At 56.0% G+C, this 14,700-nt stretch carries 10 protein-coding genes; 1 reads left to right on the top strand and 9 read right to left on the bottom strand.

The features are described from left to right. Positions 1-12: 12 nt before the first annotated feature. Complete coding sequence (locus tag FBR45_RS01750; RefSeq protein WP_138498786.1) at positions 13-912, top strand: bestrophin family protein; 900 nt, start codon at positions 13-15, stop codon at positions 910-912. Positions 913-1,057: 145 nt separating this feature from the next. Here FBR45_RS01750 and FBR45_RS01745 read toward each other — a convergent pair whose 3' ends face one another. The 9 genes from FBR45_RS01745 to FBR45_RS01705 form a co-directional block, all read right to left on the bottom strand. Further along, positions 1,058-2,119, bottom strand: a complete 1,062-nt coding sequence (locus tag FBR45_RS01745; protein WP_138498784.1) for a glycoside hydrolase family 2 TIM barrel-domain containing protein — start codon at positions 2,117-2,119, stop codon at positions 1,058-1,060. A gap of 100 nt (positions 2,120-2,219) precedes the next feature. Continuing rightward, positions 2,220-3,656: an MOP flippase family protein gene (locus tag FBR45_RS01740; protein WP_138498782.1), complete on the bottom strand. Its 1,437-nt coding sequence runs from the start codon at positions 3,654-3,656 to the stop codon at positions 2,220-2,222. Between the two features lie 33 nt (positions 3,657-3,689). Further along, positions 3,690-4,562 carry an alpha-1,2-fucosyltransferase gene (locus tag FBR45_RS01735; RefSeq protein WP_138498780.1) on the bottom strand — a complete coding sequence of 291 codons (873 nt, stop codon included), beginning with the start codon at positions 4,560-4,562 and terminating at the stop codon, positions 3,690-3,692. Between the two features lie 63 nt (positions 4,563-4,625). Further along, positions 4,626-6,104 (bottom strand): O-antigen ligase family protein, encoded by a 1,479-nt coding sequence (locus FBR45_RS01730; RefSeq protein WP_138498778.1) that lies wholly within the window; start codon positions 6,102-6,104, stop codon positions 4,626-4,628. Positions 6,105-6,132: 28 nt separating this feature from the next. Beyond that, the gene (locus FBR45_RS01725; protein ID WP_138498776.1) at positions 6,133-8,346 is read right to left on the bottom strand and encodes a GumC family protein; all 2,214 of its coding nucleotides are present in this window, start codon (positions 8,344-8,346) and stop codon (positions 6,133-6,135) included. A gap of 3 nt (positions 8,347-8,349) precedes the next feature. Continuing rightward, a complete protein-coding gene (locus FBR45_RS01720; RefSeq protein ID WP_138498774.1) occupies positions 8,350-9,102 on the bottom strand; it encodes a TolC family protein in 753 nt (250 codons plus the stop codon). Between the two features lie 160 nt (positions 9,103-9,262). Continuing rightward, complete coding sequence (locus tag FBR45_RS01715) at positions 9,263-10,498, bottom strand: glycosyltransferase (RefSeq protein ID WP_138498772.1); 1,236 nt, start codon at positions 10,496-10,498, stop codon at positions 9,263-9,265. Positions 10,499-10,507: 9 nt separating this feature from the next. Next, complete coding sequence (locus FBR45_RS01710) at positions 10,508-11,512, bottom strand: hypothetical protein (protein WP_246082076.1); 1,005 nt, start codon at positions 11,510-11,512, stop codon at positions 10,508-10,510. A gap of 273 nt (positions 11,513-11,785) precedes the next feature. Continuing rightward, entirely contained in the window at positions 11,786-14,152 is a 2,367-nt protein-coding gene (locus tag FBR45_RS01705; RefSeq protein WP_138498770.1) for a right-handed parallel beta-helix repeat-containing protein, read from the bottom strand. Between the last annotated feature and the right edge of the window lie 548 nt (positions 14,153-14,700).

Raw genomic sequence — 14,700 nt, 5'->3', positions numbered from 1 at the left:
GAAACGTTATTTATGCTACTGAATCGTCGGATTCCTGTATTGTTTTTCCTGCGCGAAATACGCCGGGAGGCCCTGCTGGTTTTTTTGTTTGCCAATGTGGTTGTGCTGGTCAAGTTTTCGCTCGGTTTGTGGACCCTGACGGTACCGATTGCCATACCGACCCTGCTGGGTACCTGTATTTCGCTATTGCTGGCGTTCCGTACCAACCAGTCATATGATCGGTGGTGGGAAGCGCGTATTGCCTGGGGCGCCATTGTCAACGATAGCCGAAGCTTTATTCGGCAGCTGATCATGTACCTGCCCGACAGTCCCGACCGGCACGATCTGGTCAGTAGCTTCGTCAACCGCCATTGTGCGTGGTGTTATGTGCTGGGCGATGCGCTGCGGGGCCACATCATTCCCGATCATCTGACCAACTTCCTCAGCCCGGCCGCTACCAAACGAATTATGGAGTCCGATAACAAGCCGAACGCCCTGTTACTGGCCCATGGCGAATCGATCCGGGAGCTTTACGCCGAGGGCCAGCTGACGGATTACCAGATGGTGCAGCTCAGCGATACACTTACCAAATTTACCGACTCGATGGGTCGCTGCGAACGGATAAAGAATACGGTTTTCCCGCGCACCTATACCTTCCATATGCAGGTGTTTATCTACCTCTTCGCAGCTGTATTGCCCTTTTGCTTCGACGCCGATATGTATTACCTCGATGTGCCGCTGGTCACGCTGATCGGTTCGGCGTTTATCCTGATCGAAAAGAGCGCCATCCAGCTTCAGGACCCGTTCGAAGGCCGACCGACCGATACGCCCGTAACGACCATTGCCAACACCATCGAGATCAACCTCAAGACGATGGCCAGTTACGAGGCCATTCCCAAAAAAGCCGAAGCCCTCACGTATTATTCGCTTTAACCGGTACTGGTTGCTACCGACCTTTACCGACGCTGCGCTGGGGAGACTCTGACGGGCTAAGATGAAAGCTCGCTATTTTTGAACTGACTTAATACATGTTCCGGGCATCGGGGCGGGGCGTTTCTGGTCCAAACGGGGGCGGGTTCTATTGCTTACCGGTCAGCGCCCTGATCGTACTGATTTCATTTCCACTGAAGGGGGTGCCGTCGGGGCGGTAGATGTCGTGGAACCATAGCTCCGGCTCTTTCCCGCTGGGTACGGGCGTTCCCCAGGCGAAGATGGTGTTGGTCTTACCCGCCACAAAGCCCCAGTTGATAGCCCCTACGTTCTCTTGCTTCAGCATCGGCATGATCGTCTGAAACAGGCTGCCGTTCTTCCGGGCCATGTATTCGGTACAGATCAGCGGTCGGTTGTATTGGCGCAGGTCGCGGATCAGCTCCTGATGCCGGTCGATGTAGCCGTAGTGGTGGTAGGTGATCACGTCCGAGTTTTCCAGCTGGAATTTGTTCAGCTCGGTAAACTTATCGCCCCAGCTCCAGACCCCGGCGCTGACGGGCTGCGACGGATTAACGGCTTTGGCCCAGCCAAACACGGCTTTCAGCAGGGGCAGGCTCCGGTCGAAATACTGACTGTTGCCCGGTTCGTTGTACAGGTCCCAGAGCAGCACGCGCTCGTCGTTTTTGAAGGTCGTCATCACGTCTTTGACGTACCGCTCCAGCATGGCCAGACTGTCAGGATGCTGGTGAATCATGGTGCCGGGGTCGCGTACCCAGCCGCTGTTGTGAACACCGGGTTTAGGGTCGGGCTGTTTGCCGGGCCGGTATTCGTCATTCCAGCAGTCGTCGAAAAAGACCAGAATGGTTTTGATGCCGTGTCGGCTGGCAATCTGGAGGTACTGGTCCAGGCGTTTTTTAAACCCCGCCTGATCACTGGTCCAGGCAACGTGGTGCAGGTATACGCGCATGGCGTTCAGCCCAAGCCCTTCGGCCCAGCCCAGCTCCCGATCGATGGTTTTGGGGTCGAAGGTAGCGGCCTGAAACATGTCGAGCTGGTTGATGGCCGTACTCGGCTGAAAGTTGGCACCCCGCACCCAGCCCTGCTTCTGGTACCAGGCGTTTGCCTTTTCAGCACTCCAGACGGGGGTTTGCGCCAGTAGTCCCGAGCCGGTCAGGAACAGGCTCAGCAGAAGAATCGATACGTATTTCATACATCAAGTAGGGATTGGAATCGACTATATCAGGCGGTAACGAGCCGTATCTACTCATCGACCGGCCTCCAATGGCCCCGCCCCTACCCTCTGGTCCGGGCTAAAGTGCCTTACGAAGGGCCATAATTTCGGGGAGCGACAGCTTGTATAGAAGCGTCAGGCCGCCGTATACGGCCCCGCCGATGGCTATTTGCATAGCCGCGTTCACCGGCCCCGTATTGCCTACGAAGGTTTTGTAGACCAGGATCAGGCAGACCATCGCCAGGCAAAAAGTGACGGGCAGCCGGATATTGGCGAAGAACGGTCTGTAGAACGAGCCGATGAGCCGGTGGGCAATCAGGAAGCTGAATACGTAATTGATGAACGTAGCCAGTAAAAACGCCAGCGCAATACCCGTTACGCCCCAGTACGAGCCCAGCACATATAACAGCGGCACTTTGATCAGCAGCGTAACCAGGTTCAGGTAGAACAGAATCTTGGGTTTCCCTTTGATAAAAACCAGGATGAACAACGGATGGCTCATGCTCGAAAAAAAGCTCAGGAACACGAAAATACGCACCAGGTCGACGGAGCTTTCCCAGCCGGGCCCGTACAGGATCGGAATAACGATATCGGCGGTGATGAATAGCCCCGCCAGCAGCGGCATGTTGCAGTAGCTGATGATGTCGAGAATTTTCAGGTACGATCGCTTCAACTCCTCGTTGTTCTCTTTCATGCGCGCCAGCAGCGGGTGCGCTATTTGCAGAATAATCGGGTTGAGCTTGGTAACCGGATAAATAGCCAGCTGGTACGCAATGGTGTAATACCCCAGAATCTTCACCCCCAGCAAACCACCGATCACGATATTGTCGGAGTTGAACTGAATGAAGCCCAGCAACCCGTCGCCGATGTTGTACATACCGTATACCAGATGCTCGCGGGCCGACTTCAGATTCATGTACAACATCGGCCTGAAAAACCGGAAGCCCTGCTGCACCTGAATGGCCGATTTGGTGAGCTGCATCGACAGCTGGCCGTAAATCAACGACAGCTCTTCATACTCCTGATAGGCCAGAAAGACAGTAACCGACGTGCCCACTACGGTACCGATGATATCGGTGAGGGCCACCGACTTAAATTTCAGCTCTTTCTGGAGAATAAACGAATAAATCTGGCCGACGTAAACGATCAGAAAATAGCAGGACGACAGCTGAATTACCTTCTCCAGGCGGGGCTCTTTATAATAGGCGATAATCAGGGGCGAGCTGAAATAAATGACCACGAACATGAGCGCGCCCAGCGACACGTTCAGCAGGTAAAGCGTCGAGAGCACCTTCCGGTCGCTCTCCTGCCGCGATATAATGGAGTTGGAAAAGCCTACGTTGGTGAATATGGTGAAGAAATTCACGATCATGGTGCTGATGCTCACAATCCCGAACGCAGACGGGTCGAGCAGCCGCGCCAGAACGGCAATCTGCGCAAACTGACATACCGTAGCGATAACCGTGGCGCTGGTTATCCATTTTCCCCCGTTGATGGCTTTATTGACCGTACTCATAGAAACAAGTGATGAAACTGGTGTGGCAACAGATCAGAGCTTTACCCAGCTCTCGGGTACCAGATCTTTGGTGTTCCAGTCGGGTTTATTCCGGTACCATACCCGGGGCGCAATGACCGTTTTTTCGGTGTTGTTGTTGAGCCAGGCTCCCCACCAGCTGTACGAGCTGTTAGCGATGATATTATGCTGGCATAAGCTCATCAGCTCCAGATCATAGATGTCGCTGTCGGCGCCTTTGTTGTCGACAAAGTACGGGTCGGGAATGAACTGCATATGTTCTTTTACCCAGTCGGTATCGTCGCTGAAGACAAAAAACGTACAGTCGCCGTGGGCCGCTTTCATCTGCTCGATCGCGTTTCTGTAGTAGTCGATACCGATAAACCCGAACGACTGGCTAAACTCGGGATGGTGGACGTAATCGCCCCGCCTGACGTGTACCGATACCGGCAGGTTGCTGGCCAGCACGGCCTGTTTCTGCCGCAGAAAATCAGGGCAGGTCGCTTCTTTAAAGACCAGATCCTGGCGCAGGGTGGCGGCTACATCCCGAAAGTATTTCTCCGACTGCCAGTAGCCCTGTAAAATGGTACAGCCCGCCCGTTTACGCAGCACCGACTCATCGAAATGATGCTGCTTTTCCCGGACCCAGCTAACCACCGGCGGCAGGCTCCGGTTGGGTAGTAATTTGGTGCTTTTGGCCAGGTAAATGCTCGTTTTCCGGGCAATGGTTTTGTAGTGAATATGAAAATGGTCGAGCTTGAACTGACGCGCCGTATTGTTCGGGTTTTTCATGTCGTAAAACCCAAGATCGAAGTAAAGCGGGGTGTTATTTTTCAGGGACAGATGCCGGGCCAGCGCGTACTGGAAAAGCTGATTGCCCAGGCCGCTCGTTATTTTTGAAATAATCATATTGGGTACAGGTTTTCGATCGGATCAGGTTTTAGTACAAGACATTAGTAGGCTGGCTGTGGTCTAGCGAACAGTGGGTTGAGCTGCGGCTGCGGTCGCTTCTTTATCGAGCACCGGGGCTACCAGCAGCAGTACCATGGTCAGGTACACGACCAGGTTGGTAGGAAACTGCCCCAGCAGCTGGTTACCGTACGAAGCGCCGACTATGCCCACGTAGCCGCACAGCAGCGCTTCCATCGTCGATCGCAGGCGCGGGTCTTTCAGCCGGCGGATGTTGATAAAGGCGATTACGATCATGAGCAGCACCGGAATCAGGTAGATAACGAGACCCACCACGCCGGTTTCGAGCCAGATACGAACGTACCAGCTATCGATTCCCAGCTCGGTCAGCGCGCCCGTAACGCCGTATTTAGCCCCGGTAGCGGTCATGCCCAGCCCTACGCCGAAGGGTTTGTTCTGCATGATTATTTTGAAGGTCCGCTGGTTGTTGAGCCGCACCTGCAGCGACGGGTCGTTGGGGTCGAGCGAGCTGCGCATCCGCTGAATCTGGTAATTGCTCTGCCCCACCCGGGTGAACTTCAGCAGCCCGTAGGCCCCCAGCAGCAGCAGCCCACCGGCTACCAGCAGCGGCACGTTGCCTTTCAGCAGCAGATACACAGAAAACCCCATGCCCAGCACCAGCACAGGACCGCGGCTTCCGGATACCGCAAACCCCCAGAAATAGACCATGGCGAGTATAAACAGCCCGATCTTGCGCGACCATTTTGGTTCGTTCAAACCCCGGATCAGCGTAAACACCGTGATGTGGGCCATGACCGCCCCAAACTGCCCCGCATCGGACACAAAGGAAAAACTGCGGAGCTGGCCCTGCAGCAGGTGGGTCGTATAGCCGAACGTTTCGAGCCACACCTTATCGGCCCCGACCAGCCCGATGTACTGCTGCTCGAACGACCAGATGGCCAGCACGAACGAGCAGCCCGACCAGATGCGGATAATCCGGTTCAGGTCGGCCAGCCGCGATATAGTAACCACCCCCACGATCAGCACCTGCAGCCAGTAAAACGAAAAGCCGCGCACGCTGTAGAACCAGGCTTCGGCACTGCGCGACTCGGGGTTGACCAGCTGCAGAATGGTATAGATCAGCCACATCAGCACCGCATACGTCATCGGGTTGTGCAGCCGGGCCGTATCGGCTTTACGCCCCGTAAACAGAATTCCCAGCAGCGAGATGGTCAGCAGTCCGTCGACCGTTAGCCCGAACGGAACCGCCACCGGCGACCACCGGCTGACCCCGCCCAGAAAAAAGCCGAAATAAAAACTGGAGATCAGCCCTAGTTTCGGCTGCCGGAAGCAACAGATGACGTAATAGAGCGCCGGTGGACCGGCTACCATGGCCAGCGCCAGCGGTACCCCACCTTTGGCCACCACCTTGCCCACCAGCGCTCCCAGTAGCAGCAACGCCAGCAGCGAACTCAGGATACGCAGCGCAGGCCGGGTATCGAGGTAGCTGGCTCGGGAGTTTGTGTTCTGGAGGGGTAGCATGGCGGGTAAAGCACTGAATCTGGCCGGGTTAGCTCCGTTTAACGACGGCCTTTTCGGCCGCCTTATCGCGAACCTTCTTTTCTTTCTTCCGGGCCAGTTCGCGTTTGCGTTTGGCTAGCGGCCCCATCAGCGTTTCGAGCCGGTCGGGTTCAACGTCGTTCAGCACTGCCACCACGGGGCTGTAGGCCGCCCGCCGATACAGCGTAGCCAGCTCCTGATCGGCCTGGCTCCAGGACGTGCGGGCGCTCACCACCAGCACCGACATGTCGCACTGCCCGATCAGCTGTACGGGCATCGGCGTGTTGAGCAGGGCGGGCAGCTCCAGAAAAATGTAGTCGTAATCGGACAGGGTCTGCTCGGGGGTCGACTCCATGAACTCGGCCAGCCGGTCCACATCGGCCAGGTTGGTCAGCTGCGGATACGCGATCAGCTTGGCCTGCGACGTGGCCGGGTTGAGCAGCTCGTCGACCCGCAGGTAGGCTACCCGCTTCCCCGATTCGGCAAAGAGGTCGCTGATGCGGCTGCCCACCCACGTTTTTCCCTGCTGGGGGCGGGTGCTGAAGATCAGAATCAGGTGGTACGAATGCCGGGCCAGTCCGGCCTCCTGAATATCGACCAGGATGCGGCTGCGCAACTGTTCCAGCATGCTGTGTTCGGCAAAGTCGAGGTCGTATTTCTCCAGCCGGGGCAGGCGCAGGGGCAACGCAGCCGCCAGCGGGATGCTGGTCAGCGGCTCCACCCGCTCGGGCGACGCAATCGACTTGTTGAGCATCACCTGACCCAGCGCTATCGACAGGATCAGGACAAACCCACCAAGCCCGGCGGCAATGATCAGCATACGCCGACTCGATGGCAATGGCTTCATGGGTAGCGAGGGCGCGTCCAGCACGGTCATGGCCCCGCTCATTTCCAGATCTTTTTGCCGCAGCCGGGCCTGGTTCAGGCTGTGCAGCGCATCGAAATACTCGCGCTCGGCCAGACTGATTTCGCGCTGAAACCGCCCGATGGCCGAGCCTTGGGGAGCCATGACATCGTAGACCTGATCAAACTCCTTGATCCGGTCCTGCATGGTTTTGAGCCGAACGGTAGCCCCCCGGTTTTCGAGGGTGTTATCGAGGTATTTGCCCATCAGCTCCTGCTGCGGCACCGACTCGAGCGTATGGGTACTGTCGTAATAGCGGGCCACCATGCCTTTCAGCTCGTCGGACACGCGGTTGGTAGTAGCCCGCAGCTTGTCGATGGCTTCTTTCGAATAGCCGTACACCATGGCGTTAGAGAGCTGAGTCTGGGCCTTGTCCAGCTCGGCCCGTTTGTCGTTCAAGGCTTTGTTGGTGACCAGTACCGACCCCAGATTGGTAATGCGCTGGTTGAGGGTGCCGAGGGCTGCATTGGCTGTTTCGAGGTTTCGCTTTTCCTGGTAATACTCCGTCGTGATGCCTTCTTTAGCCGCTGCCGTGTACTTCGACTGCTCGCCGTAGTTGATGATTTTATTGTCGATGCTGTACTTGGTAAGCCGGTCTTCGGCCGCTTTCAGGTTACGGAGGGCGGTTTGGGTCTGGTCTTCAAAGTAGCCCACTACGCTGCCGGTCTCGGAGGTTTTGAACGAGGTGTAGCGTCGCTTGAAACTCCCGATCAGATACAGCAGTGTTTGCTGGCAAATGGCCGGATCGGTGCCTTTACAGGACAGGTCGAGCATGTCGCTGTTGCCTTTCCGGCTGCTCGTAATCCGGCCCAGTATCGATTCTACCGCATAGGGCGTCCCGGACTGGTAAAGTAACGACTTGACTGTATTGCCTTCGGGCTGCTTCAGCATGGCCAGCAGCCGCTCGTAGGTCGCTTCTTCGTTGCCCGGCACGATGGCTTTCTTCAGATTGGGCGTCATCAGGGCTTTCAGCGCCTTGAACGAGTTGGCCCCAAGCTGATCGGGGCGGGGTTGCCGCAAAACCAGGTGATGAGCCAGCAGGCGCAGCCCCACATCCGATAACGTCTCGCGCGACTTGATGGTCGTCATCAGGTTGTCGAAGGCGTTGTTGACGGCCGTATTGTCGATCCGGTCGCTCTCGGAACTGGTGATCGAATAGCCCGACGCGATACCCGTATAGACCGTAGCCGTAGAGGTGAACTCCAGCGGCATATCGCGCGTGAAGTAGGCCACGGAAGCCGTCAGCACCGCCGGAAATAGCAATAACCAGAGAAGCCATCGCTTAACGACCTGCACAATAGTAGCCATCGTCAGTGCCATAGCTTATCGTGCTTTTAGTTGACCCATATCAACGCCAACCAGGGCGCTCAACTCATACAGGTTGTTCACTAGATTACCCCGTGCGATCTCCGTCTTGATGTGCGTTTCGGTATAGCGGGTGCTGGCGCCGGCGTAGTCGTCTACGTTCAGCCGCCCTTTGCGCCACTCGATCTCGGCCGTCTGGTACGCAATCAGCGATTTCTGCTCCAGCTCGATGTAGGCGTTCACGATCTTCTGATTGGTCTGCATGGTCTGGTACAGCTGACTGATTTCCCGGCGCAGGCCCAGCTTGATGCCATCCTGCTTGGCCACTGCCGACCGATAGGCGGCCTGCTCCTGCCGACTCCGGGCCCGGTAGCCCAGCAGGGTGCCCAGCGAGATACTGGCCTGCACGCCCGCCCGGTACCCGTTCGATACCTGAATATTTTCGGCGTTGGCTGCGTTGCCGCCAGTAGCCAGTAGTGACTGGTTGCCGGTCGAGTAGCCCCCCGATACGTTCACCCCACTCAGCAACGACGACCTGACCAGCCGGTTGGCCTCTACCTGTACGTCGAGCAGCGCTTTCTGCTCGCGGATGACCGGCGAGTTTTGCAGGGCCAGCTGATAGAGCTGTTCGAGCGGCAACAGCTGATCGACCAGATCTTTGTCCAGATCAAATTGCAGGCTATCCGTAGTAGCAGCCGCAGCACAGACCCTCGGGCACGGTATCAGGCCCAGGGTCATCGTCAGCAAACAGACAACGAGAAGCAATTTCATTAGTTACGATTCGTACAATTACTTTGCCAAATTTAGGCCATTTTGTATTTATATAGATTTCAAAGTTAACTAACAGTTTAAATATATAGCATATACGTTATCCTTTACGATTCCCTTTTCAGCTTACTGACTCATAAGTATATGTACTCACCTTAGTTGTCTACCTTGTAGCGGGCTGATGCGCTACCGCATCAGCCTGCGTTTCAGCTGCCGATGGCTGGGTCAGTACCTCGTCGATGATGGCCGAAAACTGCTGTCCCCGGTGCTGCCAGGAGTTAGACCGGGCCATCTCGATTCGTTTCAAACAAAGGTCAGGCTTATCGAACAGCAGACTTTCCTGAAGCGCGTCGACAAACGCATCGGTCGTTGAGGCTACCTGTATCAGCCCATCAAACTGGCTCAGATCGGTAAAATCAGTAGCGACAACCGGGATGCCGGTGGCGAGGTATTCATTGAGCTTCATGGGGTAAATGGCCCGGGTCTGCTCATTCCTGACAAACGGAATCAGGCCCACGTCCATCTGCCGGACCCAGGTCGGCAAATCGACAGGTGGCTGGGGCCCTGGTGCCTGCACGTTTTCAAACTGGCGCAGCCAGGCCGCCAGCGCCGGATCAGGTATACGACCAACCAGCAGGAACTGAATATGGGGAAAATGGGTGAAACAGCGCTCCAGTAACGACCAGTCGATCCGGTTGTCGAGCGCACCGATGTAGCCAATGGTTTTTACGGCCCGACTGGTTGGGTACAGCGCGTCGGGCTGGTAAAACTGGTCGAAATCGACCCCGTTTTCGACCAGAAACGTACGGGGCTGCTCTGCTCGTTTGGCAGCCGCCAGCGCAGCTGAGGTAGTCACGACCGCATCGACCCGGCGCAGAAACTGCTTCTCAAGCCGTTCGCCATGCTGTCGGCTCCAGGCTTCGGCCCGGATATCGTCATAGCAGTAATAAATCAGCGCCCGTTCGTTCAGCAAACCGGCCATAGCTACGCCCAGCGAGGGATGAAAGGCGTTGATCACCACCGGCCGGGAGAAGCCCAGCCGATCGAGTGCCCGCCGGATACAGCGGGCCTGCCGCCGGGCATTCCAGTTCAGGAGGGCGGTGTAGAGGGCACCGGGCGGAAGCCAGTTGATGGGGAGCGTCCAGGGGAGCGTCAATACGTGCAGCCTTGCGTCAGAGGCAAGCGAATGGGTGGTTAGCCGATCAGTCAGACCCAGTACGGCCCGCAACGGTATCCTGGCCCGGCCCAGCAGGTGCTTGACCACATCGTTGATGGTAAACGCGTAATTGACAAACAACAGCCGGTGGTCTTTGGCCAGTTCGTTCATCAGCTGTACCGTCGACTTGTTATAATCGCCCGGCCAGCTGACCAGACCTACGCACACGATGTCTGTTTTCATAGGCCGGGGTTAGCTGACCAGGGCGGTCGCCGAAGCAGGCTGCCCGGTTCCGGCGAAGTGTGACTGTACGTACTGCTTCACTTCTTCGTCGGTTTTGGCGTGCAGGATGGTAGCGCCCGACAGTTGCGGATACAGGGTCTGGTAGCAGTTGAAGTGATGCTCGGGTCCTTTCTTAGACAGAATCAGGTTGATACCGCCAAAGTAGCTGGCCAGTACCGACGTGCCGCCATGGGTGGAGATGAACCGCTCGGCGTTGGCGTAAAGCTGGAGCTGAAAATGGTTGTAATTGCGGGCGTTGCCCCGGTTGGCCTGAAACAGGTCTTCCATCAGCAGCACCTCCGGATGTTCACGCCGAAGCCAGTCGAACTCCCCCAGATCGTGAAAATCGCTGTTGTCCATTACGATCTGCGCCAGTTTTGGCCGGTTGTAGATAATGGTATACCGATCTTTCAACGACCTGATAATGAAATCGATGACCTCCACGCTTAGAAAACTGACCGGCGGCCCGTCCCACTCCTGGTTGTATCGATTGGCAATGATCAGGATCGGTTTATCATAAACATACACGTCGTTCCGGTAGATTTCTTTCAGCGGTACGGGCGTCCACTTGCTCATGTCGTAATCGTGGCTGTACAGGGTGCGGGGCAGGTCGTAGTTATAGTTTCCCTCAGTCGTGCGCCGGTCGAACGTGGCCGTATGCTCGGGCGAGAAGTAGTAAAACTCACCCATAAATTTGGTGGACTGCGTAGCTTTGAGGGTGCCGTTTTTATAATGCCAGTATGCATGGGGTAGCGCAAACTGCAGGTCTGGCCCGAACTCGCCATCGAACCCGATTACCTTGTAGGGCTTGCGCCGGATAAAGTCGGCAACGACGTACCTGATCTGCACCAGTTTGCAGAGATAAGTATTCCGGTAATAGTAACGATAGCCCGGCGGCACGCCCGCATAGCGAATACGTACATACAGACTCACCAGTTTACTGGCTATCCTGAAAAGCAGTGAAGGGGGAGTCATAAGGGTTCGTTCAGTAACGCTGGCGCCTGGGTACGACTACCCTAGCGATAACAGCGGCTTTTTTCTAGTTAGAAATTACTATAAATAGACTAACAACTACCTGTAAACTTCGACGGGCAGGTAAATTTAAAAAAATCTGTCTATTCTAAATAATAAGTTAATAATATTTCACTTTAGAAACTTAAATGAGGTGACTGGATAGCCACCTAGCCCAGGGCATACCGCTGACTACGGAGTTCGATCGAAACAGGCAGTAGATAGTAGATGGGCAGCTTATAATTTAATGACCCGGCCCCGAATCAGGCGGTCGCCGGCCTGAACCTGGTAGGTATACGTACCGGCGGGCCAGGTAGCAGTCGACAGGGTAACCGCTTCCTGCTGACCGGGAATCGCAATCTGGTTCATCAGCTGACCCTGAACCGAATAAACCGCTACCCGGCTGATCAGATCCCCCGTCCGCAGCTGAATGGTTAGTTTATCCACGCAGGGCGACGGATACGCCAGCACCCCCTCCAGCGCTGAATCGGGCAGCAGCGGCAATTCATAGTCGGCCCTTGCCCGGGCTCCGTTGCCTCCGGCCAGGATGAATTCATAGGCGCCTATGTCGTAGGCTTGGCCAGCCGGCCGGGGCTGGTCGTTCCGATCCGCTACAACGCCCCATTGGGCCGCGTGGGTACCCGCGTTGATCAGCGGAGAGCCGGCTACCAGCAGAAAATTATCGCTGGCCGCGTCGGCATAGCCCGCCGTAGCGTACGACACCGCCGAAAAATTGGTCATGACTGAGGCCGTAGCACCCTGCGCAAAGGTGATCGCCCGCCCCTGACTCCCCCAGTTCGTGATGGCGTTGTTGGCAATGGTATTGATGTTGTCCTGATTGTAGAGCCGGATGCCGTCGCGGACGCAGCCGCTGATGGTATTGTTAACGATCTGCACGATCGTACCCGGCAGCGACCCGGGCCGCTCGTCGCAGAAGATGCCATCGCCCCCTACCTGGCTGATTACGTTGTTGAAAACGCGGTTGTTACCCAGATGCCCCACCACAATGATGCCCATGCCCGCCACCCGCCGAATGGTGTTGCTATAGCAGTCGCCCCCGGCTCCTCCGCCAATCTGGATGCCGTTGTTCTGTCCGTAGGCAAACGGCGAAATACCGGTATCGATCAGCTCGTTATGATGAACCTTCGCATCGGGTGCGCAGCTGTACTGCAGCCCTTCGGCGCCGGTGCGTTCAATTCGGTTGTGGTGAATATCGAGTCCGTAAATCAGGTGTGGGTAAACCTGTTTCTGCATCCCGTTACAGGAAATGGTCATGCCGGTGCCGAAAAACGAGTTACCAGCGTAGATACCTTCACCTTTGGTGTCGTGGATGTAGTTGTCGTGTACGTTGACGTTGTACATCGTAAAGTTGGCCTGCCACGTCAGGGAGTCGCAGCTGGGGTCGGTTTTGATCGACATACCGGCAAACCCCGACTGCGACACTTCGAGGTGGTCTACCTCGCAGTCAGAACTCATACCCCCGATACCCAGAGCCGCTGCCGCCGTGGCGCTGGCCAGGTGAATGCCGTACGGATTCGCCGGATCACCGCTGCCGCTCACCACAAAATACCGACTGCCCGAGAACTGGAGACAGCTCGCGTTGGAGGTCGAACTGAACGACACCGGCCCACCGCAGTTCACAAAACGAATTGGCTGGGCGGGGGTACCCACAAAGTTGGTAAAGGTGGTGTTCATATAGGCCCCTGCCGCCAGGCAAACCGTTTTCCCGGGCGCTACCCGCAGCAGGTGGTTGTTATACGAACCGGCCCTGGTAACGGTATAATCGCAGCCGCAGGCCGATGAACCGCCTATCTGCCAGCCCGGCGGCACAGCGCCCAGATTGGTGTATAGTATACTGTTGTTATAGATAGAAGCGCCCGGCGCGTTGTTGACCGTCATAGCGGCCCCGCCAATGTATTCGATCCGGTTGTTGTAGACCTCCAGTCCTTCGATCTGAACCGGGTACACCCGTTTCTGTACGCCGTTGCAGGTAATCAGCACCCCGTTGGTAGCCGACTGCCCGCTGCCCAGAAACATAGCCGTACCGGGGGTGTCATGGATATAGTTGTCGTGAATCTTTACCGTTCTGACGGTATAGTTGGGCTGGTAGGTCATGGAGTCGCAGCCAGGGTCGAGCTTCATAAAAAAGCCGGCATACCCCGAGCCGGCCACTTCTACCCGCTCCATTTCGTAGTTGGTGCTGGTACCGCTCACCCCTACCGCCGATGCACCACTTCTAACCTTGTTGGCCACGAACCCGTACTGAACCGCCGGATCGCCGGAGCCGCTCACGACGAAGTGGCTGCTGTTGCTGAATCCCAGGGCTTCTCCCCCTGTTTCAACACCCGTCCGGACCTGCCCGCCACAGTTTATGAAACGAATGGGCTGGGCAGCCGTTCCTTTAAAATTGCGGAAGCTCAGGCCGGTATACTGACCCGCCTGCACACAGACCGTCTGGCCCGGCTGTACGTTCAGTACGTTGTTGTCGTAAGCTCCCGACTGCGTAATGGTAACGGCGCAATTACAACCTCCTCCCGACTGTGTAAACCCTGATTGCGGTACCAGAACGGCCAGACAAAACAGCAGATAGCGGTACAGCATCATCTCAATCTGAGTATAATTAAGAGGGTAAGTAGCCTTTCTACAACGTCCGCACAGCGTCACTCAGAAGAGACCAATGCCTGAATCAGCTTACCCTGCCACTCCTTTGCCAGCATCTACGACGAACCATACGGGGCAGATTGAGCGACTGATTGGCAAATTCAGATCACGATATTATGAATTTTAATTGTTTTTTAAGAAGAGGTTCTTTCTCTACTGTAGATTTTTGTTTATGACCCTGTTCGATTGCGTGAACGATGTATGGGCTCGATTGTTGAGCTTTTTCCTGCTTATCTATTCTGCAACAATAACTTACAGCAACGTAAGTATTACTTTCAATGTAAGTAGCGCGTTTTGTTTAATTTACTTTTCGGTATACAGAAATAAGTACCCGATTGCGCCCCTTGGCCTGACAAATCCGTAGAGCCAGCCGTTACGGTTCGCCAATAACTATCAGACAACCGCCCAATGGTGAGCCTTTGTCTGTAGCACCAATAACAAAACAGCCAGCCTCCCCACAAATCGCTGGGGACGGCTGGCTGCTGAAGGAA

The organism is Spirosoma lacussanchae (assembly GCF_005870035.1).
GTDB classification, from domain to species: Bacteria; Bacteroidota; Bacteroidia; order Cytophagales; family Spirosomataceae; genus Spirosoma; species Spirosoma lacussanchae.
This window is presented reverse-complemented; position numbering and strand designations above follow the sequence as displayed.

Coding starts and splice junctions, on each gene's coding strand:
- FBR45_RS01750 (WP_138498786.1), top strand. CDS start 13: ATGCTACTGAATCGTCGGATTCCTGTATTGTTTTTCCTGCGCGAAATA.
- FBR45_RS01745 (WP_138498784.1), bottom strand. CDS start 2,119: ATGAAATACGTATCGATTCTTCTGCTGAGCCTGTTCCTGACCGGCTCG.
- FBR45_RS01740 (WP_138498782.1), bottom strand. CDS start 3,656: ATGAGTACGGTCAATAAAGCCATCAACGGGGGAAAATGGATAACCAGC.
- FBR45_RS01735 (WP_138498780.1), bottom strand. CDS start 4,562: ATGATTATTTCAAAAATAACGAGCGGCCTGGGCAATCAGCTTTTCCAG.
- FBR45_RS01730 (WP_138498778.1), bottom strand. CDS start 6,104: ATGCTACCCCTCCAGAACACAAACTCCCGAGCCAGCTACCTCGATACC.
- FBR45_RS01725 (WP_138498776.1), bottom strand. CDS start 8,346: ATGGCACTGACGATGGCTACTATTGTGCAGGTCGTTAAGCGATGGCTT.
- FBR45_RS01720 (WP_138498774.1), bottom strand. CDS start 9,102: ATGAAATTGCTTCTCGTTGTCTGTTTGCTGACGATGACCCTGGGCCTG.
- FBR45_RS01715 (WP_138498772.1), bottom strand. CDS start 10,498: ATGAAAACAGACATCGTGTGCGTAGGTCTGGTCAGCTGGCCGGGCGAT.
- FBR45_RS01710 (WP_246082076.1), bottom strand. CDS start 11,512: ATGACTCCCCCTTCACTGCTTTTCAGGATAGCCAGTAAACTGGTGAGT.
- FBR45_RS01705 (WP_138498770.1), bottom strand. CDS start 14,152: ATGATGCTGTACCGCTATCTGCTGTTTTGTCTGGCCGTTCTGGTACCG.